The sequence below is a fragment of the Beijerinckiaceae bacterium genome (genome assembly GCA_004564215.1).
Classification (GTDB): domain Bacteria; phylum Pseudomonadota; class Alphaproteobacteria; order Rhizobiales; family Beijerinckiaceae; genus Methylocapsa.
Genome location: CP024846.1, coordinates 1,568,858 through 1,593,041 on the forward strand (window position 1 = coordinate 1,568,858; position 24,184 = coordinate 1,593,041).

Consider the following 24,184-nt stretch of genomic DNA (forward strand, 5'->3'; position numbering starts at 1 on the left):
GCCGAATTAAGCGGCCTGTCTAGTTTCGTATATAATTCCCTTTAAAAAGGGCGTATTCGCATGAGCGCTGCAGGACAGCCGGACCTATGTGTTGTCGGGGGAAATGCGGGCGGTCTTTTGCTCGCGTTCCAGGTCGCGGCGCGCGGACTCTCCGTCGTGCTTGTCGAAAGCGGCGCGATCGGCGGCGACCGGCTGACGGAGGTTGTTCCGAGCAATGCCTTGCTGGCGGCCTGCCGGGTCGCCGCCTCCGTGCAAGGCGCCGGCCGGTTCGGCATCGAGACGCAAAACCCGCACGTCAATTTTGCGAAAGTCCGCGAGCATATCGCTGCGGTCCATGCCGCTGTCGCGCCGAATTATACGCAAGCGCGTCTTGAAGCGATGAATGTAAGGGTTATTCGCGTGCCCGGACGTTTTACGCGTCCCGATACGTTCGAAGTCGGCGGCGAAACGATCAAGGCGCGACACTTCGTCGTCGCGACGGGAACCTTCGCCAAGAGCTTTCCGATCCGCGGCCTGGACGTCGTGCGGCCGCTCACGCTTCGCTCCCTCTGCATGTTGGACAAGCTGCCTCAGCGTCTTATTATCGTCGGCGAAGATCAAGATGGGCTCGCCCTCGGACAAGGGATGCGGCGGCTGGGCTGCGAAGTGGTCGTTCTGGCCGCCAACAAGATCCTTGCGGCGGAGGACGAAGAATTCGCCGCGCCAGTGCGTGACAGCTTCGCCCGAGACGGTGTGGTTGTTCATGAAGGCGTGCGGATCTCCAGGGTCGAACCGCATGGCAACGGCGTCCGCGTCTTTGCCGTTGCAGCCGGACATGAAAGGCCGATCGTCGGCTCTCATATCCTGACCGCCTTTGCCCGCGCACCGCTCGTGGAGGGCTTCGGGCTTGCCGAAGCGCAGGTGCGCTACGACGAAAACGGCATTCAAACCGGGGCCAATCTTCGGACCAGCAACCGGCGCATTTATGCGATCGGCGATGTGCGGCAAGGCACGGCATCGACGGGAGGCTATGAATATTGTGCCAACCTTATCCTGCGCAGCATTCTCGGGTTGCCGGGCGGGGAAATACGGAGACATGCGACGGCCCGCGTCACTTTGACCGCCCCCCCTATCGCCGTCGCCGGCCTTTCCGAAGCCCAAGCGCGAGCAATCTATCGCCATATTCGGGTGTTGCGTTGGCCGTTTGCCGAGACGGATCGGGCTCGGATCGAACATGAACACGCCGGTCATGTTAAGCTTGTCACCGATGCGCGGGGCACTCTTCTCGGCGCCGGAATCGTCGGCACTGGAGCGGAGGAGTTGATCAACCTTTGCACGCTCGCCATATCGAAGGGCATGACCGTACGCGACATCGCCGCTTCGATGGTTGTTTATCCGGCCCTAACTGATGCCTTGCGAAACGCTAGCATGACGTTTGAGGCGAGTGGTTTCGACCGTCCACAAAGCTTTCTGCTTCGTTTGTTACGTTGGTTCCAATAGGGGTTGCTATGAGCGATCTCGTCATGCCGCCGGGTGGGGGCATCGCATCGCCGCATGCAAGCATTGCGCAAAGAAATCGCCGCCCTGTCCGTTTCGGCTTGGCGACCCGGGTGCTCATCCTGGTCAGTGCTTTTGTCATCACGGCGGCGGCCATGATCTATATACCGGCCATTGCCACTTATCGTGACAATTGGCTGCGGAATCGCCTGAGTGCGGCATACACCGCAGCGCTTGTGCTCGACGCGGCCCCGCAAGGCGCCCTGCCCCCGGCCCTGTCGCAACAATTGCTGAATAGTGTAGGCGCTCGAATTATCGTTCTCAGCAAACATCGCACGAAACGCATTCTCGCCGCGTCCCAGCTGCCGCATGCCGTGGACGAGGTCTATGATCTCCGCGAGCCATCGATCCTGTCGGTCCCGGACGCGGTGGCGACCCTGACCGCACCGGCCGGACGCGTCATCACCGTTATCGGCGATGCGCCGCAGGGCGGCGAGGCGATCGCAATCACCATGGACGAGGCAGCGCTGACAAAGGCCATGCGCGCCTATTCGCTGCGCCTTCTTGTGATTGCTCTCATCATGTCGGCGATCGTTGCAAATCTCGCCACGGTCGCGATCCATTTCATGGTGCTTCGCCCGGTCCGGCGGCTCACCACCAACATCATCAATTTCGGCGCCGATCCCCAAAATCCCGAGCGCATCATCGTGCCATCCGGCTGCAATCACGAAATCGCCCGCGCCGAGGAAGAACTTGCCATCATGCAAGAAGCGCTGGGCCGTGAACTGAACCAGAAAAAGCATTTGGCCGCTCTCGGCCTCGCCGTGGCCAAGATCAATCACGACATGCGCAACATGCTTTCGTCGGCTCAGCTTCTATCCGACCGTCTGGCGAACGTCACCGATCCGCTGGCCCAACGGATTGCCCCGAAGCTCGTGGGGACGCTCGACCGAGCCATCCGTTTTTGTCAGGCAACCCTGACCTATGGCCGTGCGGTGGATGACCCGCCCGAGCGCAGCCGTTTTCCGCTGCGCTCGCTGGTGACCGAAGTCGTCGAGACGGTCGTGCTCGAAGCACACGCGGAAATCGAGATCGTCAACGGGGTCGCCGAGGATTTCGAACTCCATGCGGATCGCGAGCAAATGTTTCGCGTCCTCATGAATCTCATCCGCAACGGTGTCGAGGCGCTCGAAAATGCGCGGCTCGAAAAGGGACGACGGCTTGCACGGATCGGCATTGAAGCCTGGCACGACGGAAATAGCGCCGTCATCTCCGTGACCGACACGGGCCCAGGCGTGCCCGCGAGCGCGCAGGCGCAGCTTTTCACCGCATTTTTCACCTCCAATCGAGCCGGAGGCTCCGGCCTCGGCCTCGTGATCGCCGCCGACCTCGTGGGTGGCCACGGTGGCAATATCATGCTGGTTCCTGGGGCCAGCGACGATGGCGCCAAGTTCCACATCACCTTGCCGCAGAATGGCGCGGGCAAGGAAGACTGAGGGGACGGCCACAAATTCGGTCATGGCGGCGGCCCCCTATTGCCATGAGCAGAGCGAGCGGCTAAGTCTCCTGCGACTTGCTGGATGATCTCCTACGCCGTCCGTTGGACGCACTGGGATTCCGCAAAGCCGTCAAGGCAGGCGCCCGTAGCTCAGCTGGATAGAGCACTAGACTACGAATCTAGGGGTCAGGAGTTCGAATCTCTTCGGGCGCGCCATTTCGGTATAAAACTGCGAACGCCAACAGCCGCCGATTCTACGCTTGCAGCGGCGGCAAGTGTCCGTAGCAGTTCAGTTTTCAAGCCCATGATGCGAATCTCGCTCGGGTCGACGACCTCGACGCGTTGCGCGAGCGCACGCAAATGGTCACGCCGATAGGTTCCATCTTCGTTCCGCAGCTTGCGTCGCGCGGCGAGCGCGAACCGCCGCAAGCTGTCCGACGTGATCGCGGGGCCGAGTCGCTCCACCGCAGAAGTTGCGCGCTCCGCGTCGGCCTGCGCCTGGTCGCGCACCGCGGTGAGCGAACGATGTCGACATTGATTGCGTTCATCGCCGAGATGCCGGCCGCTGCCGGTAGTGATCCGGCAGCAGATCAATTAAGCACGCAATGCCTCGACATGGCGCGCGAGCTTTTCGAGCGTCTGGTAACCATACTCGACTGCACCGAAGCCGATGCCCGCGTCGCGCTTTGCTTTGGTTGGATGCAACTGACGCAATGTAATCACGGTCTTGCTATCGTCCTGTTCGTCGAACGTGATGGTTGTCCGGAACTGCCCCGGATCGTCATCGCTATCCGCGCCGTGATCGAACTCAATCAGAGTCGGTCGTTCGATACGACGGAATATCATCCGGTTGGTGTAGCGATGGCCATCGGGTGCGATCATGTCGAAGCGCCACAGACCGCCGACGCATATGTCGATCTGCTTGGTCTCGATTTTAAAACCGGCTGGCCCGAACCAGCTCGGCAGATGTTTCGGGTCGGTCCAGGCGGAAAACACGATGTCGCGCCGCGCATCGATGACCCGCGAGAGAACGATTTCGCGATCGAGCGCCCATTGCGAAAGCGCGGCGTTGGGGGACGAGGTCATGATCAGATCCTTTGATGGGGATGGGCATGTGACAGTGGCGTCAATAACGCGCGCGAACTCCCGGAGATCGTAGCGGCGGCAAGGAGCGTCCGCCGTTTGCGGAACTCAATCATTTCAACCTTCTTTTCCGGGACTTCTTCTCGATTGTCTTCACATAGGCCTCGAGCCGATCCAGGCGCGCCTCCCAAACCGCACGCTGCTCGGCCAGCCAACGTTCAGCATCGGTCATGGCGGCCGGCTTCAACCGGCAGGTGCGAACGCGGCCACTCTTCTGAGATTCAACGAGGCCGACGGCCTCCAGCACCCGGACGTGCTTCATCAGACTAGGCAGCGCCATGTCGAATGGTTGGGCGAGTTCCCCGATCGAGGCTTCGCCCTCGCCCAGACGCTCAAGGACCGCTCTCCTGGTTGGGTCCGCAAGAGCGCCGAACACAAGGTCGAGACTCGATGATAAGTTATCCATACGGCTAACTATATATGCGCGCCGAGGGGCTGTCAATAATAGTTATCCGTCTGGCTTACTAATCGTGCGGAGGGAGGTGCCGCCTATGACGGCGTAAGCTAGCGAATTGCCGAACGCTCGGTTTTTTGGAAGCCTCAGCCCAATCATATGCTCGAATGACGGTAGCATCGCTGCTACACGGGACCGTTGGACGACGAGCATTCGCCGGTCACGGACCGAACGAACTGGGGCCGCCGATCCCACGCGCGCAACGGCGGACTCCCTCCGAGAATGATTGCATCGGATCGCATCAGGCGTAGCTCACCCAGCCGCGGAATGTGAAGCCAGCGTAGAATAGGCTGACATTCGAAAAGCCGGCTTCACGCAGGATCGCTTCGTCCTGCTCTGGCGAGAGGATGGTTAGGCGCGAATCGATCGCGGCCGCCTGGCCTGGATCGATGCCAGCGTATGTTGCGTATCGCGACAGCCAAACTGCGCGCTCGTCGCTCTGCGGAATGCAGAAGTGCGCGACTACGAAGGGCGCGCCAGGCTTGAGGCGGCGGTGAACCTGGGCTGTCGTGCGTTGCCGCTCCTCGAGAGACAAGAAGTGCAACGTCATGAGACAGGTCGCCCCATCGAATGGGCCAATCGGCGCGCCCTCCGTATAGCCCTGATGTAAAGTTGCTCGCGCGGCGAGCGATCCTAGGGTTCGTTTGGCTAGTTTTAGCATCTCGGCACTCGGATCGATGCCGTCGAAGGTCCAACCTGGATGGGCCTCCGCAAATGTCTTCAATTCCAGCCCGCCACCGGCTCCGATAACCAACACTCGGCCATCGTCCGGAACACGTTCGGCAAGCAGAAACGTCGTCATGCGCTGCATGGCGTCGAAGCTGGGCACGATTCGTGGCGGGCCTTCGGCGTACCGAGCCACGAGCTGAGGATCGGAAAATGGGTTCGGCCGATTGCTCATCATGCCACCCTCCCGGATTCCAGATCGAACAGGTGATGCTCGACAGGGCGTTCTTTAATACCGCGCGGCTCGGACCGGGCGACTTGGATGGCGGCGGAGACACCACCCGCCACCCAGCCAACACAGTGCTTGGCAAATTCTGCTTCAAGAGGCATGGCAGATCTCCAAACGATCAGATCCGGCGCGAGCAATGAAACGCTCATGAACATCGGCGCTCAGCATTGCGAGGGTCACTTCGCCGAAGCGCGCAAGCAGTAGGGCTTCTGCATCGTGCAATGCTGGGCCCAGGGCGGCATTTACCGCCTGTTCGATGAGGCAGCCGGCCGTCTCGGTCCTGTTGCCTATAGCGAGGACCGAAGGGCTCCCGAGCGCTGTATAAATGTCGCGCAACGTTACTTTCGATAGGTCGCACGCCAGCGTCCACCCACCGCCATGGCCCTTTTCTGACTGGACGTATCCTTGGTCCCTCAGGCCAGCCATGATCCGCCGGATCACCACGGGATTGGTGCCCAGTGGCTTTGCCAGCATCTCGGAAGTCAGCGGGCCCTCGTGCTCTGCCATGTGCAGAAGGACGTGGAGCACCCCCGATAATCTGCTATTTCGTCTCACGCAACATCATATGTTGCATGATGGCGCGAAAGTCAAGATTCTAGAGATCGTCAGGGAATGCCTGGGGGTAGCGGCGCCGACGCGGACACTGTCTTTCTCCGCACAGCCGAGGAGTGCGCGCACTATGCTGTATGATCAATCGCAGTGGCCACGACAAGCTGCGGATACTTTCGGCGGTTCTCTCGGGCGGCAGGCCGGAATATCAGAGGGTGACAGCGGAAACGTAGTTATCAGTTTCATCAACGCTGGGGCGCCAAACTCCGCCGAATCTACGATTTCCTCCAATCCGCCGCGCCAGTTTGCGCCAAGAGAAATGCGTTGTCCCGGGCCGAAGCTAAAATGAAACCCCGCGTGCAGCATGGCTGCAAAGCCACTTCCTGAACCGACCGAGGCCTCCATGCATCCCGAGACCGCACACGCCGCCGTGCAGATGCTGCTCCTACCCGCCTTCGTGATAATGGGGCTGTCGCATATCATCCGTCCGACGATGTGGGTGAAATTCTTCGGCGATCTGCATGGTCAAGGCACCAGCGGTGTGGTGCTGCGGACCTTCGCCCTCGAACTTTGGCCGGCATTGGTCATCGTTGCCTTGCATCCGGTATGGAGCGGGCCGGGACTGGTGCTGACCCTCTACGGTTGGGCTCTGGCGCTCAAATGCACTGTTTCCTTGCTGGCCCCGGAGATCGGGCTGCGCTCGCTGGCCATGGCGGCGCGCGGGCCACGCGCCTTCGTGATCGGCGGCGGCATGTTGCTGGCGATGGGCGGAATTTGCTTCTGGCGCTGATCGCTGGTTCATGAGCCCTCTGAGCCAGGCTGCACTTAGCGTGCTGGTGCTGGATATCGGGGATGTCGGCTTCGGGTCTTGATTGTGTAGAACGCGTTGGCGGAAGGCCAACTGGCCGGTACATTGTAGGTGGCATATCGTAGTGGTTTCGGCGACCCTCGACCGGTGGCGGTGACATCCAGCGGCGAACGGCTGAGATATCATAGCGCTCCAGCGGAAACGTAGTTATCAGTTTCATCAACGCTGGCGCGCCAAATTTCCATCATATTGATTTCTCTGCAATAATTTTCCTGGCACCGGGACAAAACTGAGAACCGGGGTTCAGGCGCCGATGACATTGCGGCCGCAAGCACCCACCTGGCACAGCGGAGGCAACGGTGAAGGGCGAAAAGCCGGCGTGCGACGATAGCAGCGGCTGTCCGACAAGCACGCTTTCTCTCGTCGATGAGCGGTGGCCGGCGTGAGGCTGTCCCGATCACGCGGTGTCAGGATCGATACCCTTCTTCGGCAAGCACCTGGCGCACGACAGGCCGCGCACGCACGCGCTGGTAATGCGCAGTGACACGAGGCGGCAACGAGATGCCAATCTTGTCGGCCCAGAATTCGTTGTAGAACAGGGCCGCGTCGGCAATCGAGAACTGCGGTCCCACAGCGTAGCCTTCGGCCGGCATCCGCTTCTCGAGAATTCCGAAAGCCTGCCTGACGATCTCCCGGCCGTGCGAGCCCACGTCATCCTTCAGGTGCTGTCCTTGCTCCGCCTCGCTCGACGAGATGTAGCGTTCGGAGGTGAAGATTCGCGTGTAGCCTTCACCGTGCAGTTGGATCAATGCAAAGTCGAGCAGCTCGATGGCGCGCGCAGCCTGGGCGGGGTCATCCGGCAGCAGCTTGCCGCGCGGGTAGGTTTCTGCGAGCCACAGTGCGATCGATTTGAAGTCGGTCAGGGCGCGGCCGTCGTTAAGCACGAGTGTGGGGATCGTGCCCCTGGGATTGATCTCGAGGTACTCAGGCCGAAGATGCTCGCCGGCTGGGATGTTGATGATCCAGGCCTCAAACGGCAGTTCCAGTGTTTCGAGTAGGATGTGGATGCCGGTCGAACAAGAGCCCGGCGTCATGTAGAATTTCAGTGCCATGCGGCGCGTCAAGCAAGAATCATGACAGCGTACTGAATCACGCTGGCTCCTGGTTACGCCTCGGGACGGGCCAATGCCGCGCCTTCCAGCGTGGGCCGTCAGGCAAAATTACAAAGCAGAAACTATGATATAGAAGTTCCCAGTTTCATCCTCTAGGGGGCGCCGCTTCGGTATAAAATCATAGGGGATGGCTCTCCACTTTTGCCGGGCAAGTTCTGCCTCGAGGCTGGGTGAGCCGCCGGAACGGAAGCCCGGCGGCTCGCCGGTCAAGCGCCGGCAGAACTCCATAAATCACGAGAAGAAAACCAAGCGCCAAAACCGCGGGAATCCATTTGATGCCAACCGCGACAGGGGTGCGGCGAAGCTTGGCTGCCCCTTCGAGCGACGACATGAGATTCTGAAAGGTCTCGAAATGGACATAGCCGAGCCCCGTTTCATTTGCGAGTTCCTTCAAATGCCCTTCGTTGACCGCAGAAAGATATTCATGGCCTTCGACGGACTTCCCTCCGAAAGGCGCATTGCGAGGGTTGAACCCTTCCCTCTCCTCGGCGCCGAGAGGCGGCGGCGCGACAGTATTCTCATTGGGGACCTCGCTCGGCCGCCAGAAGCCTGCCTGGCGCCCAAAATCATCGAATTTTGGAATGGGTGACGGCTCATATCCGCCGACCCCGACAATCAATCCTTTGACGAGGCTTGGTTTGCCTTCGAACCGCGGGCGGCCGATCCAGGGCAGCGGCGGAGCCTCCTGACCATCGGTCATAAAAATCAAATCCGAGCCGAGTTCATCGGCTAGGGCCACCGACCGGTAAAGCCCGCTCGCTATGTAACTATCGCCTTCCCAGGCCATGCGCCAATCGAGGGCGGAAATTTCGCGATCCAGCGTTTCGAAATTGTCGCAAACCTCCACCGGATCGAACAGGAGAAAGGGACGGCGCTCGGTAAAGATGGCGACCCCCAAGCGCGACTGGCAAGGCAGCGCCGTCAACATCTGCCGCAAGGCCTCCTTCATCATGTCGAGGCGGCTGACCGCATTTCCTGCAATAGTATAGTCCCGCGTGTTCATGCTGCCGGTGATATCGACGACGGCAAGCAGATGGAAAGTCGGCCGCTCGAGTTGGAGCGGCGGAAGCAGGGCCGCCAGGGCCGCCCCAAGGGTAGCACCCAACGTCAGCCAGAAACGGAGCTCGCGAAATAACGGGGCGGCGAGGACCGGCAGTCTCATGGCAGGCCCTCCGGGATACCTGGCATGTCCGGCCATAGTTTTTTGGATGCCGGTAGCGTATCGCCCTCGTCTTTTTGGCCCAGTGGATAGTCGCGCACGAGCCGCATCGCCACGTCCAGATTATATTTTGTGTTCCAATTTCCAGGATCCAATTCGAGAACGTGTCGATAATTTCTTTTTGCGAGATTTACGAACGGCGGGGCGCGGTCGAGATCGCCATTCGCGATCAACTCCAAAGCTTGGCGCAAACGCGCATTGCCCAAATTGAACAAAAGACTAATGTGCGCTGCCTCATCGCCTCGCCGCGCAAGGCTCTCCGCAAGGCCCTCGGCTTCGTCGATACGCTGATGAAACAAAAGGAAGGCCGCGCGTGCAAACAAGACTCCAGCTGACGCGCTTTCACTCACAATAACATCGTGATCGGCGCGCAATGCGGCGATGGTCCGGTTGCCAGAATAGCCGGCCACCAAGGCGAATGTTGCGCCCATCAGCGCAACGAGCGAGATGACGAGTGCCAACCCCGCCCCCAGATAAAGAGCGCGGCGATCATTTTTGAAGCGCACCGCAAAAGGACGACTGCCTATACTCAACTTTTCCTGCGGGGAGGCCACCCAGTTTATCATCGATGCGTCACCCGCTTTGACACTGGCCTCGGACCGGGGGTGGACCCTTTCAAGGGGCGCTCGGCGAAGCGCGCCGCGAGAAGAAGGAGGAGCGCAACTGAGGCCACTGCATAGGCGTAATTCGAATAATCCCGTCGCGGGATTTGTTCCCAATATTGAACAGGGTTCGTCTCAAGCTTATTGATCGTATCGACCGCCGTCTTGATCGCATCGGGATTTTCCGCTTCGAACGCGCGATACGGTACGCCGAGTCCCTCGAAGAACCGATTGAGTGCGGCGGGTGCGTCCCGGTCAGGCTGCATTCCCGCTTCGAAAAGCCCGGGGTCTCCCTGCGAGCGCAGGTAGAGATAGTAGAGATGCACATTGAATTTCAGGACGTCGGCGCGGATTTTGTCCTGAACAAGCCGGTCGACCACACCTGCGCCATCCGACACGAACAGGATGACGCGCGTCGCGATCGAAGGGCTGTTTTCGAATTGTGCCAGGGCCAAGCCGAGCCCGCGTCCAATATCGGTATGGGCAAGAGCGGGACGGTTCATGGCATCGAGCGCCGCCATCACCGGCGCACGCTTCTGGGTCATGGGCATCGCCAAGATGGGCGAGGTCGAAAACGCGACGACCCCGAATCGATCATGCGGCCGTTCTGAAAACAACGCCTTGACCAGCCTCACCGCCGCGGTTGTCTTTGATTCCTCATGCCCGACGGGAACACGATTGTCAAAGCTTTGATCCATACTGATGCTGCGATCGAGCAGCAGCACGATTTGCGCGCCTTGGCCAATGCGCTCGACCTCCAAGCGCTTCCGATTCAGGCCGGCAATGCCAAGGATCAAAGCCGCCATGCCGACGGTTGCGAGACAGCGCAGCAAGAGATCGACCGCGATCGAGAGGCGATCCTTCGGTATGATTGCCAGCCGAGGATAAGCGATCGGCCGCTGGCCATGCGTAAGCAGCGGGAGACTCGCAAGGACGAGAAGCAGAAGAAGGATCGGACGATCGACATAGAGATTCATCGAAGACCGCGCTCCGCCGCGCTTAATCTCCGAGCGAGACTGACTACCGCGTTCATCGAAAAATCCCGCATGGCGCCGATGCAGTCGTGCCCGAAAAATGTCTGCCGCGATGCCGCGAGAAATTTTGAGATCTCCGCCTCGGCCACGCGAAAGCGCGGATGGAGGGAAAGAAAAGCCGGGAGATCGTCGGCAAGAACTGCGCGATGATCAGTCTTGTTGAAAGCAAGGTGCAGCAGCATCAAGGCCTGGCGATAGGCATCCTCGCCCGTGTTCCTCTGCGTCAAGCGCTTAAGAAGCCGCGCGGTCTTGGTGAAGGGGCGTTCCGGCCGCCAGCGGAACGGCACCCAGGCAAGGCCATAGGCAAGCAGGAGATAAGAAATCAAGGCGGCCCCGCCCGCTCCCCGGAACCAGCGCCATCTGGGTCCGAGATCGTCTTGACCAGGGATCACGTCGGGCTGAATAAAAGTGTTGTTCTTGCTTTCCTTCGGCGACACTTCTCGAATAGGCGAGGAAAGAAAGGACCACTCCGGCACGTCCACCGTGATGGAGGTTTCCGCATGATCGAAGATCAGCCGAAAGGCCGGAATTTTCAGCCAGTGGGGCTCCAGCGGATCATAGAAGCTTTGGTAGGTCAGCTTGAGCCGATAGCGTCTTTTGCCGCTTTGTGCGACCTCTTCATGAGTGGTCAGTGACTTCAGATTGAGCCAGTAATCGAGAGGACCGGGCACCGGCACGGACGCGGCTTTCAAGGCAAATCCAGGCTCAACCGTTACGATGACCTCGTCCGAGATGACGTCGCCAATAAAATAGCCAAATAATCTTGGCTTTTGAATTTCGACGGAGGCGACCTCGCCCATCGCCGGGGACGCAATCAGCGCAAAACAAAATCCGGCATGAAAAATTCTCATCCGGAACCCCTCACCCAAGCAGAAGATGTTCACTCAAACGATCTGCATCGAGCCGATCGGTTATCCAGAACGGCTTTCTCCCATATCGTTGGCACAATTGCTCAAGCCTCTGCTCTCGCTCTCGCGCCCTCCTCAGCAAGGCCTCACGGAGGCGCGGGCGCATGAGCGTAAGTCTCATATGCCCGCTTTCGAGATCACGCAGTTCGACCAGCCCCCAAGCGGGGAGATCCAGAGTTTCGTTCGAACAACGCAGGATGATGGGAACTATATCGTGACTGCCAAGTTCGGCGAGCCGCGCTTCGATTTCATGCATCGGCAGATGGAAGTCGGAGACCAGAAAGATAAGCTTCCGATTGGCGCCCAGGCGCTCGGCGACTTTGCCAAGTCCCTGCGCATTCAATCCCTGCGGAACGAAATGGCGAAGACGATCGACAATCGAAGCCTCGCTCCCCCACTTGAGGCTTGCCGGCAAGAAAAACTCTTCCCTGATGTCATCATCGCAGCCGATGAAGCCAAAGGAGTCCCCACTCCGATGGGCGGCGCCCGCGAGCGCTCGGGTGAGGTTCTGCAAAATTCGCATTTTCGGCAAGCCATCGCCGAACCGCATGGAGGCGGATAAATCGGCAACAAGGTAGAGAGCGATACGGCTGCGTTGTTTGGATTGCCGTACATAAATTTCGCCAAACGGATTGCGGAGAGAATGCCGAAGGTCGATCCGGCGCGCATCGGGATGGCGCCAAAAGGGAACAAAGTCGTGAAAGTCTCCGTTCGCGCCGAATCGCCGGGCGCGATGGGCGCCAGGAGCATATTGGCTTGGACTCCAGCGGATCCGGTAGGAGATCTCAGGGACGAATTCCGCACCGACCCCCGGCTGGCGAGCGACGACGCTCATGGCGCGGCGACCTTGTCGAAAGCTGCCTTACAAAGATCAAGCACGATTTGGTCGCGACGCAATTCGTAAATCGCGGTGAAGAAGATGCGATGCGCGATGGTTTCCACAAACACGTCACGCAAATCTTCCGGAACCACCATGTTGCGGTCCTCGAGCCAGGCCCGCACCCTGGCGGCCCGCACCAGATAGCTCATGCCGCGCGGGCTGGCGCCGCCCTGCACCAGGCGCTCCATATCGATTCCATCGAGTTCGATTCCAGAAACTTCCGGATAGCGGACCGCTTGCCACAGCGACAGCACATAATCCTGCAAAGTGGGGCTGCTATGCACCTTGGTCTGAATCGCCTCCCCCACGGTTCCAATCGCGCGGTAGTCGAGGAGATCGGTAGGCACGCTTGCGACCAAGGCATCGACATCGTGGAATCTTTGATTGAAGACAAGCTCCCGCCGGACTTCGCGATCCTGCGGGGCTTCAACCATGATTTCCATGAAAAACCGATCCCGCGCGGCGGCCGGTAATTCGAACGTTTCCTCCCGCTCTATGCGGTTGCGATCGGCGAACAGCTGCAGATAGGGGAACGCGTATTCCTTATTGAAAGCGGTCACGCCGCGCTCCGCCATCAGCCGGAGCAACAAGGAATGGACCTGCGGTCGGGCGCGATTGATCTCGTTGAAAAAGAAGATTGCGAGCTCAGGCCCTTGTTGGAGAATCGGTCCTGGGTCAATGCGTGGACGGCCATCTTCCCCAATAGACGCATGATAAAGGAGATCGCTCGGCATCAGATCGATCGTGCCTTCGACGCGCTGGTAAGGCCCACCGAGTGCGCGGGCGACCGCACGTAGAAGCGTAGTCTTGCCAACGCCAACGTCGCCTTCCAGGAGAACATGTCCCCGCGCGAAGATGGCAATGGTCAAAAGCCTAATGACACGTGGCTGTCCAATGATGACCCGAGAAATCTCTTTTTCGAAAGCGAGCGCGCGTTGCCGCCATTCTTCCAAGGACGTGCCGTCACGAAGTCGGGTCATAGGATCCCGGATTTTTTCGTTCAATCGTCTGCCACGATAAGTTCCCGCACACCCGACACGGATCCTGCTTCTTTCCGTGCCGGGTGACACCGCGTCGGGTAAGCTCCGCCTGACAGGAGCACGCGATGTTCGCGGAACCAAAAGCCAATCGACCCAAGAGAAGCCGCACTTGGGCCCTTAATTTGGCTCGGCCGGAATCTTGTTCACATCGTAGATGAACTTTCCCCACGCCTTGAAATAGCGAACGCGCTTCTCATTGCGGGCGTCCATTTGATCCTCGGCCTCCTGTTGCTTGGCGAGCTCTTTGGGGTCGTGATGCGGATCGTATTTTGAGCCGATGCCTTGTTCTGGATAACCGGGCTGCGGTTCCCAGCAGTTCCCTGCCGCCTTGCAATGGGTCCCATCATAGGCGGCATAGAGGCTTGGACCACCGAAGATCGACAATGCTGCGCCGAGGCAAAGGCTTGCGGCGCAACGACTGAGCGACATCCATTTCATTTATTGTTCCTCCTCAGATTGATCTGGCTCGATGTTAGTTGACGGGCCTATTTTGAGGCGCACCGGACTCCTGCTTGGCGGCGCCGATCGGCACGGCGCAAAGCCCATCGGCCTTTGCGACAACCGAGTCCTTATCGAGTTGATAAGGGACATAGGCCTTCTTCTGTTCGTCCGTGAACCAGGGCGCGTTGGCGACCGGGCCGCTATAGAGATGACGTACCCAGGCCATCACCTGGAGTATCTGATCGAGGGTGAGGTCGCCGTTATGAGGACCCATCATGCCGTTTGCCCCCCCGAATATTGTGGCGAACAAGCCGATATCGGAGGTGTTCACCGGATAGGTCCAGTAATTGTCGGCGAGATTGGGCCCTATCTTGCCTTCCGCATATTCGCCATGGCAGCCGGAGCAAGCCGTCAAATAAAAGTCCTTGGCCGAGGGAAAACAGGTTTTCACCTCATTGTAGGGATTTTGGCCGGTCGCCAGAAATTGCTTCACCCCTTCCGTGTCACGCCCTTCCGGCAATGCTTCATCGAGGTTGAGCGGATCTCCGGTAATCGTATTGCGGAGATCTAGAGATGTTGTCGTTTGCCCGGCTTGGCCATCGAAGGCCACCAAGGGCGCGATGATCACTGCAACTGCGGTTGCTCTTGCGAGCTTGCCAATTCTAGTTTTTCTCATCTTGAACATGACTCTCGATTCGTTACGGCGGACTCCTTCTCTTACGACTTGGAATTCAGCGTGATCACACCTTCTTCCTCCAGGATCTTCTGTATTTCCGGCTGAGCTTTGACGATCGCATTGTTCAGCTCGTCCAAAAGATGGTCGTCGCCTTTCCGCACGCCCATCGCCGTGTCGAACTGCTGGGGCACCTTGGTGCCGTCCGAGCGGACGGCATTATCCGGAATGACTTTCACCGTGAGGGGAACTTGCGAGGCCTTGACGTAGCGCGCCACCTCCGGCTGGAAGGCGACCGCGAGATCGGCGTTTCCTTCGACAACTTCCTCAATGAATTTATTCGGAGGCACTTGGACATATTGGTTGCGCCGAGACTTGAAGCCGACCAGCGAATATAGATAGTTCAGTTCAGCTTCGAACTTGCCGACCGATTTCAACATGGTCTCGCCGGGAGAACCGAGAGCCACGGCAATATTGTGGAGGCTTGCAATCCGCGGATCTTGCCAATCCTTTATGTCCAATCGCTTGTCGGTTCGCGAGATGAAGACATAGCCGGATCGATAGTAGGGCCTGGTCGTCAGCACGCGCTCGTCGCCAGCATCGAGCCCTATCACGACGTCGCACAGATTCTTGTCCAGAAGATCGCGCACAAGATAGATCGCGGGCCGGTTGGTGAAAACGAACGCCACTTTGCGGTTCATCGCGCGTCCAACCACCTTGGCGATCTTGTCCTCGAACCCCTGTTCATCGGCTGTTGAATAGGGTGCGTTGGCAGATGAGGCGCAAACGCGCAGCAAATCAGGCTTCGCAGGAATATTCACAATCGGCATTTGCGACGCCGGCGGCAGCATCTTGGTTTGCGCTTGGGCGGCCGAGCCCGCGATCACACCGGAGGCCACACCCAGCACAGCAAGCGCAATGCGAGGTACGTTTCGCCTGAATGTCATTTGATGGTTCATAACAAAACTCTTGTTTGGCGCGCACAAGGAAGGACAAGGATCGCTGTCCCGCACGACATTGGCATTGCCCTGCTCCGCCATCGCAGGCGCAATGGCGGAGCTATGGGTTCAAGGCCTCAATTCACGTCGTATTCGCCGACCTTCGGATCGTCGTAGGGACCGTGGCCATCGAGCGAAAACACCATCACACCGCCGCCCTGCTTGGTGTACCGCTGAAGATTCTTGAAGGCCCCGACTGCGCCAAGTCCGGCGCTCGGGTCTTCGAGATCAAAGACCATCCCAACGCCCGGCCAGCCACCGACACCATAATAAATGGCGACATATTGGACGCCCTTGTGCTCATAGGTGATCGGATAGCCGACCACGCCGGACGGCAATTTGAACTTCCAAAGCAATTCGCCGGTCCGCGTATCGCGCGCCTTGAGGAAACCATCGAGCGTGCCATAGAAAACAAGATCTCCGGCCGTGGTCATGGTTCCGCCCCAAACCGCGAAGCGCTCCATCTTCTCCCACTTCATCTGGCCTGTGATCGCATTGTACGCCTTGATCTGCCCTAGACCCTCAAGCCCCTGACGGTTGCCCTTGGGGCCTGGATACATGGCCAGCGTTGCGCCGACGAAGAACTGGCCGGCGCGGTACGGCAGCATGAACGGCTCCCAGTCCATGCAAATGTGGTTTGCGCCAAGGAAAAAGAGCTGCTTTTCAGGGTCGTAGGAATCGAAGCCCTGATTGTGATAGCCCATCGCCGACGGGCAGATATCGCGTCCCTTGTGGTCCATATAGGTCGCGTATTCTGGGTCGCGAACGGGAACGCCGGTTTTCATATCGACGTGTTTCACCCAATTGACTGTATCGTCGATTTTGTTGGCCGAGACGAGATCGCCGGTTTCTCGGTCCAGCGTGTAAACGATGCCATTGCGGTCCGGGTGGGTCAAAAGCTTACGCGCCTTGCCGGTGCTGTCTTTTTGGTCGCTCAGCATCATGACGTTGACGCCGGCATAGTCCCATTCGTCATGCGGGGTTTTTTGATAGCCGAACTTTGCCTCGCCGGTGTCGACGTCGCGCCCGAAGATGGTCATGGTCCATTTATTGTCGCCCGGCCGCATCGTTGCATTCCACGGCGCCGGATTACCTGTACCGAAATAGACGAGATTGGTTCCGGGATCGAAGGCATACCAACCCCAATTGGTCCCACCCCCGATCTTCCATTCGTCACCTTCCCATGTGCCGAGCCCGAGCCCCGCCTGGCCATATTGGGGGTTATGAATGTTGAAATCCTTGCCGATCAGCATGTCCTTGTCGGACCCCGTCGCATAGGCCCGCCATTTCCGTTCGCCGGTCCGCGCGTCATAAGCGGTGACATAGCCGCGCACGCCGAGCTCCGCGCCGGAGCTGCCGGTCAGCACTTCATCCTTGACGACGTAAGGAGCCTGCGTCTCCGTGGCGCCGACCTTGATGTCGGCATTCTCAATCATCCACACGGTCTCTCCGGTGTCCGCGTTCATCGCGACGAGATGACCGTCGAGTTGGTTCTTGAACACAAGCGCCGGTGTCGTGCCGTCGCCCGGCCAATAGGCAAGACCGCGATTGACGACATCGCAACAAGCAACCGCGCGCGCTGAGGCGCTTTGCTTCGGATTATTTTCCCAAAGAATCTTCCCCGGATCGTCGAGATTAAGAGCGAACGTCCGGTTGGGAAACGGACCATTGACGAACATCTTGCCATTGACAACGAGGGGCGCACCTTCGTGGCCATTGAGAACACCATCCGAGAAGGACCAAGCGACGCGGAGCTGCTTGACGTTCTTGCTGTTGATCTGAGTCATCGGGCTATAATTGCCGGCATCATAAGTCCGACCCGGCATCACCCAGTTTTCATTGCTCTTGGAGAGTTCAATCAGCCTGTCGTTGGCACGCGCCACGGTTGCTGTCAGTTGGGTCGCGGCCATCGCTGCCACCAACGAGACAGAGACCAGTAGCCGGTGTCGTAAAGAAGTCTTCATCATGAACCGATCCTTGTGTTCCCACCCCAATCACCGCTCACCTTCCGCCAGGAAATGGTAGCGGGAGCGTTCATATTTGCGGGCTTGTTTTGTCCGGTTCACCAAGTAAAAATCAAGAACAATAAGTCTTGTGTGAAGGTGAATTAAAGTAATGATTCCTGGATAGAGTCCAAGAACTTTAGAAAAACTCCCTTGCGCGGGACTGCGCATCGAGGCGACAGAGCAATCAGGCTTTCGATTGAAGTTCGACGGCAAATTTGATGAGCGCCGGGCTGGTGGAAATTCCCAGCTTTTGCTTGATGATCACCACAGCATTAGCGACCGTCTTGTAGCCAAGCGCGAGTTCGACGGAAATCTCAGTCAAACTTTTGCCCTCGCCGAGGAGCCTCACGACTTGGCGTTCCCGCTCGCTCAAATCATGCAAGAGATCATGGGATGGCGCGAGATTGGCAATCGCTAACTGCTGGGCAGCCGCCTGACCGAGATAGATGGCTCCAGCCCGGACCCTGTCAATTGCGTTGAGGATCATGTTTGGGTCGTCATTCTTGGTGACGTAGCCTCTAGCCCCCTTCTCCAACGCGCAGGACACGAAGTGCGGCGCTTCATACATGCTGAATATGATGACCTTGGCATGCGCATTATCCGCGAGAAGCTTCGCGATGATGTCCAAGCCGCTGGTGTCCGGCAAGCCGATGTCGAGCAGGATCACATCGGGATGGATGTCTCGATTGAGAGCCATGCCCCGCGTCGCCGAAACAGCTTCCACCATTTCAATATCGGCGCGCCGGTTGAAAATGCGCTGGCACCCGTCTCGAACGATCGGATGATCTTCAATCATTAGCACTTTGACAGACTCGCTCATGTTCAACCTTCCTGAGGGGCAAAAGCTCCACCAGTGCAGGCCGGAGGGGCTGATAGAAAACTTCCCATGAAATAGGGTATGTTTCCTTGATTTATGGATTTATTCATGTAGCGCCATAACTTATTCTAAACATCCGACCTCTCAATACTATCAGTTTCATGTTGTTTGTTAATCCCTAGGTTGCTATCTGGTCCGCTTACCCTTCAAGGTGAGAGCGAGACCAGGATGAACACCTTCAGCGGCCTATCGGAGTCAACACCCAAGCTATTCACAACTCTCGGGATGATGTTCCGTCTTTGCATGGCCGCCGCTATGGGCGTCGCTTGCAGCGCGCCGGCGCGAGCTCATGGCCCGACACCTCATAAGATTGAAGAGACCATGATAATCGCCGCCAAACCCGAAGCGGTCTGGGCTCTGATCGCGGATTTTCCTGCGCTGTCGACTTGGCATCCTGAGGTCGTCGAGAGCGCGCTACAAGAAGATCCGGTCCAGGGCAAATTGCGCGTTCTGACCTTGAAGCGCGGCGGCAAGATCATCGATGGTCTGACCGAATATGACCCAGCCCGAATGACCTACTCCTATCGCCGCGTGGACGACGACGTGAAGGCGTTGCCGGTCAGTTCTTACACCGCGACGATCACGGTCGAGCCCGCTGCCGGCGGGGATTCGAAGGTGGAATGGATCGGGCGCTATTACCGTGGCGATACGGGCAACGATCCGCCTGAAGAACTGAATGACGAGGCCGCTGAAAAAGCGATGACCGATTTCTTTCAAACCGGTCTGCACAATCTGAAAACGCTTGCCGAACATAAAGGATGAAGGGCAAACCCTCTCGGCACATGGCCGCGCTGTGCGCGGTTTGCGCACTGACATTCGGCAACGGAGTTCGAGCAGCCGATGTCTTATGTGTCGTGAGCCAAAATGCTGCGCGTATCACGCTGATCGACTCGAACGCGATGCAGGAGCCACGCATCGTCTCTCTTGCACCGGGACCCGTCGGCTTGGTCTTGTCGCCAGATGGGACGCGGCTCTATTCGACGCACCCAGACAAGGGGCAAATCAGTGTTGTCGATACCGACACGGGAAGAGTCGAAAAGACAATTTCCTATCCGGGTACGCCTTTCGGTCTGAGCCTCGATAAGGATGGCCGCACCCTATACGTCGGCGATTGGAACCGCAATGTGGTCTCGCGGGTCGATATTGCCAATGGCGTCATTGTCAACGAAGCGCCGGTCGGGCGTTCGCCGGCCGGAATTGCGATCGACGCCGAAGGGCGGCATCTCTTCATTGCCGATCGGGAGGGCGACACGGTGAGTGTCCGCAACACCGATACGCTTGCCTCGGTGGCGACCCTGCCGACAGGTCACGCACCCTTTGCGATCGCCTATTCGCCGGCAGCCCACAGGCTCTATGTCGCCAATGTGCACAGCCACGATCTCACAATTATCGATTCAAGCTCTCTGAAGGTTCTGAAGACACTAGCCGTCGGCGGCATGCCCTATGGAGTCGCCGTCTCGGCGGATGGCTTGCGGATTCTCGTTTCCGACCAGACCGCCGGCACGGTGTCGTTGATCGACGCGAAAACGTTTGAAATCATCGGCAGGATAAAGGTCGGCCAATATCCCGAGGGGGTCGCCTTTAACGCGACGGCCGATCGAGCCTATGTGGCCAATTGGTTTTCCGATATGATTTCGGTTGTGGATGTCGTGCGCATGACAGAGATTGCCCAAATCAAAGTCGGCAGCGGTCCACGCTACGTCGTGGTCTTGCCGGCGAAAGACCGATGATCGATAGTACTTCGCGAACGTCACGTCGACACCAGCAAGGGCTTATTGTGGGAACCGATTGAGCGCTCACCTTTCCCGTATTGCTTTGTCTTCAGAAGTTGATCCGCTCCCGTTCGAAAACCACCGGCTTTCACTCGACGACGTTGCAGTCAACCAACTCACTCTGCCCTCCTCGCGAGCGACGCGGCAACAAAACAAGCGTCCAGGATTCAGCTCTCGGTCAATTGCTTTTTCGAAGACGAGGATGCTGCCTTCGTGTTCGTGTCGTTCTGCGCGACGGTGCGATTTGCGCTCGCTCTGGCTTCACATATTTCCCGAATCCTTTTGATCTGGTCTTCTGTCAGCTGCTCGATGCCAATCAGAAAATTCTTGGCCTCGCTGACGCGAATCAATTCATCCAGTTTGACTTGAAGAGCTGCGCTATCCCGATTTTGTGAGTTCTGGATAAGGAAGACCATCAAGAAGGTCACAATCGTGGTTCCCGTATTGATCACCAATTGCCAGGTGTCGGAGTAATGGAAGATCGGACCACTGGCCGCCCAAATCACGACGATGAGCACAGCAACGGCAAAGACAGCCGGCCTGCCGGATGCGGCGGCGACGTAATTAGCCGCTGCGGTAAAGCCACGAACCTTTTTGGCTGCCTTGCGAGGGGAATGAATGTTCACTTTCGCCTCTCAATTCAACTGCTCTATCTGGACCAAAGACATGCCGATGAGGTGTCCATAACGAGCTAGATCGATACCGGTTCCCGATGACATGAACGCGCGCTTCAACGACGAAGGCGAAGGCGCTGATGGAACCTTGTCCTGTGCTTCCCGGTTCCAGACGCAGCCTATCTATTCAGGCAAAATGGAGATTCAGAATGAGCAGCACTACAGATAAAATCTCAGGCGTCGCCAACGAAGCCACGGGAAAAGTGAAACAGACGATCGGCAGAGCCGTAGGCTCCGATAAACTTGAGGCCGAAGGACTTGCTCAAGAAGCCAAAGGCGAGGCGCAAAAGCTCGCAGGGGATGCCAAAGGGGCCATCAAAAACGCCGCCAACAAGGTCGCGGATGTCGCCAACAAGAAGCTTTAGTTTGGTTTAGTCGCGCGGCTGGGTCGAGTTCCTTATAGGAGTATCTTCCCAGCAACAGCGCTAGGCATCGCGTCGGCCATTATAATTGGTGGCCGACGCGATCTTTGCACTGACCGGCGCTCGAGAGATTAAGCTTCGCTTTGATTGGGGGGCGCTCCACCTTCGCCGTGGGGAACTCAAAGATGCGGCCAGCGTTTTTTCCGCGGTGGATACTTTGTAAGGAACCGATCACATGGGTAATCTTCTGTATTACGCAATCGTCTTTCTCGTCGTTGCCGTCGTTGCAGCTCTCTTAGGATTTGGGGGCGTGGCGGGCACGGCGATGGAAGGTGCCAAAATCCTGTTTTGGGTAGCGATCATCCTGTTCGTTATTTCCTTGGTTGCCAGCTTGATACGGCGTGCGTGACGACAATGTTTCGTAGCAAATCGAGCCTGATGGAGAGTTGCGGTCAGACATAGCCTCTCGATTTACGAGGCGAATCTGGCCGCAGTTTTTTTGGCTTTCCTCGCCGTTGTTCGTCGGTCCCCTCGCCGGGATAGACGCCACGAAGCACCTCCTCGAAATGCCGCTTGACGTTCTCGTCGCAGAGGCAGGCGCGCGCCCGCAGGGCTTCGAAATCGCGAATCAGAAGCGAGCCGCGCCGAATTTCCAGGATGTTCTCCGCCTTGAAGGTCTGCATGACCCGGCTCGTGTAGCTGCGACCGACACCCAGCATTCTGGCAAGCTGCTCCTGCGTCAGCGGCACAACCTGGCCGCCAGTGCGCTCCATCGCTGCTATGATCCATTTAGCGGCGCGTTGTTCGATCGAATGGATCGCATTGCAGGCCGTTGCCTGAAACATCTGCGCCAGCAGACAATCGGCGTAGCGGGCAAACAAATGATGCAGCGTGATGGATTTCGATTTTGCCGCTTCGAGATGGTCAACCGGCAAGCGGACGAATTTGCCGCCGTTCTTGACTATGATGCGACAGTAGGCCGGCAGGTGGCCCAAGCTGACGATGCCGCCAACAGCTCCCTCGCGACCGATGAGGATGGTCTCAACATCGCGCCCATCCTCATTGCTCACGAGTAAAGAGACCAAGCTTGGTCCGCACGGGAAATAGACTGTCCCGACATTGTCGCCGGGATTGTAGAGCAATTCATTCGCCTCGCTCTGCCCTAGCTCCAGGCGCGGCGCTATAAGCGCATAGTCCGCCTCACGTAGCGTGCGCAAAAGATTATTGGCGGGTCGATCGTCAGACACAAATACCTCCTGGGTGCCATTAAATAGCTTACCAAATATTCCGGGTTGGCAACCCCTATGTGCACAAGTAGACAGACAGGCAGGGCGCCGATGTGTTTAGCTTTATGTCAACCTACCGCTTCGAGGGAGTCGGCCGACCACGGCCTTTGCAACTGCCGGCGGGAGATGAAGCGGTAAACAAAGGGCGCCAGAACGACGGCTTGGCGCACGACAAGGTCCCCAATGATAATTGATCCCACGGATTGGACGCGGGCTGCTCAAATTGAGCGGCGGCTGGCGGCGATCGTTGAAAATTCCGACGATGCGATCATCAGCAAGGATTTCGACGGCATTATCACCACGTGGAACCCCGGCGCGGAACGCCTCTTCGGTTATACCGCGGAAGAAGTCATAGGTAAGCCGATCACGATCCTCATCCCGCCCGAGAGGCAAGACGAGGAACCTGGCATACTCGAACGGATTCGCCAGGGCGAACGCATCCACCATTATGAAACGGTTCGGCTGCGCAAAGATGGTGGATTGGTTGACATATCCTTGACTGTATCGCCGGTCAGGGACGCCGACGGCAAAATCATCGGCGCGTCAAAGATCGCCCGTGACATTACCGAGCCCAAACGAGCTCGGGAGCAACAGAGGCTTCTGTTCCGGGAGATGAACCATCGCATCAACAATTTGCTCGCCCTAGTGGGCGGCATCGTCGCGTTAAGCGCGCGCTCGGCCAAAACACCGAAAGACCTTGCCGCCCAGGTTCGCACGCGGCTGGAGGCGCTCGCTCGTGCGCACCAGCTCATGCTACCCAACCTTAACGATGGCTTGGTCAAAGGCGAGCGTACGACAACTTTGCTGAGCCTAATTCGGACCATTGTCTCTCCCTATTGCGATGTGGACCAGGGGCCGGAAACGCGCGTCATAGCGGCGGGACCTGAGCTGGCGATCGGCGAAAACTCCGTCACGAGCCTGGCTCTTCTTTTGCACGAATTTGCGACCAATGCTGTCAAGCATGGGGCCCTGTCATCTCCGCGCGGACGCGTTAATGTCGACTGGTTTGTCGAAGACGATCTGCTGAATTTGACGTGGCGGGAGCTTGACGGCCCCCTGCTTTCAGGTCAGCCCCAAACTGAAGGATTCGGGACGCTTTTGACTCAAGCCACAGTGACCGGGCAGCTGGCCGGTCGAATTTCACGGGACTGGTATGCGGATGGTTTGATTATAGAGGTATCCGTTCCCTTGCAGCGTCTCACGACGTAAAGATAGCTAAACGGCAAGGACACCGCTCACGCAATCACCCCGAACATGATATTCGGGCGTCATACGAGCCTCGTAAACCCCCAGGACTGCGCCGATCGGCTCATGACCGACGGCTTGACCAATCCGGGTTCTTGTTCATGAATTCCGC

26 protein-coding genes, 1 tRNA gene and 1 pseudogene are annotated in these 24,184 nt (G+C 58.2%); 9 read left to right on the forward strand and 19 right to left on the reverse strand.

The window, feature by feature from the left end; translation table 11 throughout:
• Positions 1 to 60: 60 nt before the first annotated feature.
• The 3 genes from CU048_07380 (at position 61) to CU048_07390 (ending at position 3,190) form a co-directional block, all read left to right on the forward strand.
• Positions 61 to 1,479 carry a dihydrolipoamide dehydrogenase gene (locus tag CU048_07380; protein QBR71136.1) on the forward strand — a complete coding sequence of 473 codons (1,419 nt, stop codon included), beginning with the start codon at positions 61 to 63 and terminating at the stop codon, positions 1,477 to 1,479.
• 8 nt (positions 1,480 to 1,487) lie between these two features.
• Complete coding sequence (locus CU048_07385; protein ID QBR71137.1) at positions 1,488 to 2,972, forward strand: sensor histidine kinase; 1,485 nt, start codon at positions 1,488 to 1,490, stop codon at positions 2,970 to 2,972.
• A gap of 141 nt (positions 2,973 to 3,113) precedes the next feature.
• A tRNA-Arg gene (locus CU048_07390) sits at positions 3,114 to 3,190 on the forward strand.
• Here CU048_07390 and CU048_07395 read toward each other — a convergent pair.
• From CU048_07395 to CU048_07415, 5 genes and pseudogenes are all read right to left on the reverse strand, one after another.
• A pseudogene (locus CU048_07395) lies at positions 3,161 to 3,493 on the reverse strand (recombinase family protein). The gene CU048_07390 and the pseudogene CU048_07395 sit on opposite strands and share 30 nt — an antisense overlap.
• Before the next feature lie 75 nt (positions 3,494 to 3,568).
• Complete coding sequence (locus tag CU048_07400; GenBank protein QBR71138.1) at positions 3,569 to 4,060, reverse strand: ATPase; 492 nt, start codon at positions 4,058 to 4,060, stop codon at positions 3,569 to 3,571.
• 109 nt (positions 4,061 to 4,169) lie between these two features.
• Complete coding sequence (locus CU048_07405) at positions 4,170 to 4,523, reverse strand: transcriptional regulator (GenBank protein ID QBR71139.1); 354 nt, start codon at positions 4,521 to 4,523, stop codon at positions 4,170 to 4,172.
• A 289-nt stretch (positions 4,524 to 4,812) separates the two neighbouring features.
• Positions 4,813 to 5,472, reverse strand: a complete 660-nt coding sequence (locus CU048_07410; GenBank protein QBR72740.1) for a methyltransferase — start codon at positions 5,470 to 5,472, stop codon at positions 4,813 to 4,815.
• 144 nt (positions 5,473 to 5,616) lie between these two features.
• On the reverse strand, positions 5,617 to 6,081 hold the full coding sequence (locus CU048_07415) for a transcriptional regulator (protein QBR71140.1): 465 nt from the start codon (positions 6,079 to 6,081) through the stop codon (positions 5,617 to 5,619).
• 397 nt (positions 6,082 to 6,478) lie between these two features.
• Here CU048_07415 and CU048_07420 point away from each other — a divergent pair, with 397 nt between their 5' ends.
• The gene (locus CU048_07420) at positions 6,479 to 6,865 is read left to right on the forward strand and encodes a hypothetical protein (GenBank protein QBR71141.1); all 387 of its coding nucleotides are present in this window, start codon (positions 6,479 to 6,481) and stop codon (positions 6,863 to 6,865) included.
• A gap of 485 nt (positions 6,866 to 7,350) precedes the next feature.
• On the opposite strand, the gene CU048_07425 is transcribed toward CU048_07420, so the two are convergent.
• From CU048_07425 to CU048_07480, 12 genes are all read right to left on the reverse strand, one after another.
• A complete protein-coding gene (locus tag CU048_07425; protein ID QBR71142.1) occupies positions 7,351 to 7,995 on the reverse strand; it encodes a glutathione S-transferase in 645 nt (214 codons plus the stop codon).
• Positions 7,996 to 8,173: 178 nt separating this feature from the next.
• Positions 8,174 to 9,217 (reverse strand): VWA domain-containing protein, encoded by a 1,044-nt coding sequence (locus CU048_07430; GenBank protein QBR71143.1) that lies wholly within the window; start codon positions 9,215 to 9,217, stop codon positions 8,174 to 8,176.
• Positions 9,214 to 9,780, reverse strand: a complete 567-nt coding sequence (locus CU048_07435; protein QBR71144.1) for a hypothetical protein — start codon at positions 9,778 to 9,780, stop codon at positions 9,214 to 9,216. The genes CU048_07430 and CU048_07435 overlap by 4 nt, the downstream gene beginning before the upstream one ends.
• A gap of 56 nt (positions 9,781 to 9,836) precedes the next feature.
• Positions 9,837 to 10,853 carry a VWA domain-containing protein gene (locus CU048_07440; GenBank protein ID QBR71145.1) on the reverse strand — a complete coding sequence of 339 codons (1,017 nt, stop codon included), beginning with the start codon at positions 10,851 to 10,853 and terminating at the stop codon, positions 9,837 to 9,839.
• Positions 10,850 to 11,761, reverse strand: a complete 912-nt coding sequence (locus tag CU048_07445) for a hypothetical protein (GenBank protein ID QBR71146.1) — start codon at positions 11,759 to 11,761, stop codon at positions 10,850 to 10,852. The genes CU048_07440 and CU048_07445 overlap by 4 nt, the downstream gene beginning before the upstream one ends.
• A 10-nt stretch (positions 11,762 to 11,771) precedes the next feature.
• Positions 11,772 to 12,602 (reverse strand): MxaS protein, encoded by an 831-nt coding sequence (locus CU048_07450; protein QBR72741.1) that lies wholly within the window; start codon positions 12,600 to 12,602, stop codon positions 11,772 to 11,774.
• A gap of 47 nt (positions 12,603 to 12,649) precedes the next feature.
• On the reverse strand, positions 12,650 to 13,678 hold the full coding sequence (locus tag CU048_07455) for an AAA family ATPase (GenBank protein QBR71147.1): 1,029 nt from the start codon (positions 13,676 to 13,678) through the stop codon (positions 12,650 to 12,652).
• A 177-nt stretch (positions 13,679 to 13,855) separates the two neighbouring features.
• A complete protein-coding gene (locus tag CU048_07460) occupies positions 13,856 to 14,176 on the reverse strand; it encodes a methanol dehydrogenase (protein QBR71148.1) in 321 nt (106 codons plus the stop codon).
• A 34-nt stretch (positions 14,177 to 14,210) separates the two neighbouring features.
• On the reverse strand, positions 14,211 to 14,855 hold the full coding sequence (gene moxG, locus CU048_07465) for a cytochrome c(L), periplasmic (GenBank protein QBR72742.1): 645 nt from the start codon (positions 14,853 to 14,855) through the stop codon (positions 14,211 to 14,213).
• A 41-nt stretch (positions 14,856 to 14,896) separates the two neighbouring features.
• On the reverse strand, positions 14,897 to 15,799 hold the full coding sequence (moxJ, locus tag CU048_07470; GenBank protein QBR72743.1) for a methanol oxidation system protein MoxJ: 903 nt from the start codon (positions 15,797 to 15,799) through the stop codon (positions 14,897 to 14,899).
• 128 nt (positions 15,800 to 15,927) lie between these two features.
• The gene (locus CU048_07475; GenBank protein ID QBR72744.1) at positions 15,928 to 17,814 is read right to left on the reverse strand and encodes a PQQ-dependent dehydrogenase, methanol/ethanol family; all 1,887 of its coding nucleotides are present in this window, start codon (positions 17,812 to 17,814) and stop codon (positions 15,928 to 15,930) included.
• 226 nt (positions 17,815 to 18,040) lie between these two features.
• Entirely contained in the window at positions 18,041 to 18,676 is a 636-nt protein-coding gene (locus tag CU048_07480) for a DNA-binding response regulator (protein QBR71149.1), read from the reverse strand.
• Positions 18,677 to 18,976: 300 nt separating this feature from the next.
• Between CU048_07480 and CU048_07485 the strand changes: the two genes are divergently transcribed.
• Both CU048_07485 and CU048_07490 read left to right on the forward strand, forming a co-directional pair.
• Complete coding sequence (locus CU048_07485; protein QBR72745.1) at positions 18,977 to 19,495, forward strand: MxaD protein; 519 nt, start codon at positions 18,977 to 18,979, stop codon at positions 19,493 to 19,495.
• Positions 19,492 to 20,463 (forward strand): hypothetical protein, encoded by a 972-nt coding sequence (locus CU048_07490; protein ID QBR71150.1) that lies wholly within the window; start codon positions 19,492 to 19,494, stop codon positions 20,461 to 20,463. The genes CU048_07485 and CU048_07490 overlap by 4 nt, the downstream gene beginning before the upstream one ends.
• Positions 20,464 to 20,672: 209 nt before the next feature.
• On the opposite strand, the gene CU048_07495 is transcribed toward CU048_07490, so the two are convergent.
• On the reverse strand, positions 20,673 to 21,131 hold the full coding sequence (locus tag CU048_07495) for a hypothetical protein (GenBank protein ID QBR71151.1): 459 nt from the start codon (positions 21,129 to 21,131) through the stop codon (positions 20,673 to 20,675).
• A 197-nt stretch (positions 21,132 to 21,328) separates the two neighbouring features.
• On the opposite strand from CU048_07495, the gene CU048_07500 reads away from it, so the two are divergent.
• Positions 21,329 to 21,544: a CsbD family protein gene (locus tag CU048_07500; protein ID QBR71152.1), complete on the forward strand. Its 216-nt coding sequence runs from the start codon at positions 21,329 to 21,331 to the stop codon at positions 21,542 to 21,544.
• A gap of 232 nt (positions 21,545 to 21,776) precedes the next feature.
• Positions 21,777 to 21,950 carry a DUF1328 domain-containing protein gene (locus CU048_07505; GenBank protein QBR71153.1) on the forward strand — a complete coding sequence of 58 codons (174 nt, stop codon included), beginning with the start codon at positions 21,777 to 21,779 and terminating at the stop codon, positions 21,948 to 21,950.
• A gap of 43 nt (positions 21,951 to 21,993) precedes the next feature.
• Here the strand turns inward: CU048_07505 and CU048_07510 are convergent, their stop codons facing one another.
• Entirely contained in the window at positions 21,994 to 22,827 is an 834-nt protein-coding gene (locus CU048_07510; GenBank protein QBR71154.1) for a Crp/Fnr family transcriptional regulator, read from the reverse strand.
• 183 nt (positions 22,828 to 23,010) lie between these two features.
• Between CU048_07510 and CU048_07515 the strand changes: the two genes are divergently transcribed.
• The gene (locus CU048_07515; protein ID QBR71155.1) at positions 23,011 to 24,036 is read left to right on the forward strand and encodes a histidine kinase; all 1,026 of its coding nucleotides are present in this window, start codon (positions 23,011 to 23,013) and stop codon (positions 24,034 to 24,036) included.
• Positions 24,037 to 24,184: the final 148 nt, after the last annotated feature.

What these genes read in the sequence shown, in the direction of transcription:
- CU048_07380 (QBR71136.1), top strand. Translation starts at nt 61, where the DNA reads ATGAGCGCTGCAGGACAGCCGGACCTATGTGTTGTCGGGGGAAATGCG.
- CU048_07385 (QBR71137.1), top strand. Translation starts at nt 1,488, where the DNA reads ATGAGCGATCTCGTCATGCCGCCGGGTGGGGGCATCGCATCGCCGCAT.
- CU048_07400 (QBR71138.1), bottom strand. Translation starts at nt 4,060, where the DNA reads ATGACCTCGTCCCCCAACGCCGCGCTTTCGCAATGGGCGCTCGATCGC.
- CU048_07405 (QBR71139.1), bottom strand. Translation starts at nt 4,523, where the DNA reads ATGGATAACTTATCATCGAGTCTCGACCTTGTGTTCGGCGCTCTTGCG.
- CU048_07410 (QBR72740.1), bottom strand. Translation starts at nt 5,472, where the DNA reads ATGAGCAATCGGCCGAACCCATTTTCCGATCCTCAGCTCGTGGCTCGG.
- CU048_07420 (QBR71141.1), top strand. Translation starts at nt 6,479, where the DNA reads ATGCATCCCGAGACCGCACACGCCGCCGTGCAGATGCTGCTCCTACCC.
- CU048_07425 (QBR71142.1), bottom strand. Translation starts at nt 7,995, where the DNA reads ATGGCACTGAAATTCTACATGACGCCGGGCTCTTGTTCGACCGGCATC.
- CU048_07430 (QBR71143.1), bottom strand. Translation starts at nt 9,217, where the DNA reads ATGAGACTGCCGGTCCTCGCCGCCCCGTTATTTCGCGAGCTCCGTTTC.
- CU048_07440 (QBR71145.1), bottom strand. Translation starts at nt 10,853, where the DNA reads ATGAATCTCTATGTCGATCGTCCGATCCTTCTTCTGCTTCTCGTCCTT.
- CU048_07445 (QBR71146.1), bottom strand. Translation starts at nt 11,761, where the DNA reads ATGAGAATTTTTCATGCCGGATTTTGTTTTGCGCTGATTGCGTCCCCG.
- CU048_07455 (QBR71147.1), bottom strand. Translation starts at nt 13,678, where the DNA reads ATGACCCGACTTCGTGACGGCACGTCCTTGGAAGAATGGCGGCAACGC.
- CU048_07460 (QBR71148.1), bottom strand. Translation starts at nt 14,176, where the DNA reads ATGAAATGGATGTCGCTCAGTCGTTGCGCCGCAAGCCTTTGCCTCGGC.
- moxG (QBR72742.1), bottom strand. Translation starts at nt 14,855, where the DNA reads ATGAGAAAAACTAGAATTGGCAAGCTCGCAAGAGCAACCGCAGTTGCA.
- moxJ (QBR72743.1), bottom strand. Translation starts at nt 15,799, where the DNA reads ATGACATTCAGGCGAAACGTACCTCGCATTGCGCTTGCTGTGCTGGGT.
- CU048_07475 (QBR72744.1), bottom strand. Translation starts at nt 17,814, where the DNA reads ATGAAGACTTCTTTACGACACCGGCTACTGGTCTCTGTCTCGTTGGTG.
- CU048_07480 (QBR71149.1), bottom strand. Translation starts at nt 18,676, where the DNA reads ATGAGCGAGTCTGTCAAAGTGCTAATGATTGAAGATCATCCGATCGTT.
- CU048_07485 (QBR72745.1), top strand. Translation starts at nt 18,977, where the DNA reads ATGGCCGCCGCTATGGGCGTCGCTTGCAGCGCGCCGGCGCGAGCTCAT.
- CU048_07490 (QBR71150.1), top strand. Translation starts at nt 19,492, where the DNA reads ATGAAGGGCAAACCCTCTCGGCACATGGCCGCGCTGTGCGCGGTTTGC.
- CU048_07500 (QBR71152.1), top strand. Translation starts at nt 21,329, where the DNA reads ATGAGCAGCACTACAGATAAAATCTCAGGCGTCGCCAACGAAGCCACG.
- CU048_07505 (QBR71153.1), top strand. Translation starts at nt 21,777, where the DNA reads ATGGGTAATCTTCTGTATTACGCAATCGTCTTTCTCGTCGTTGCCGTC.
- CU048_07515 (QBR71155.1), top strand. Translation starts at nt 23,011, where the DNA reads ATGATAATTGATCCCACGGATTGGACGCGGGCTGCTCAAATTGAGCGG.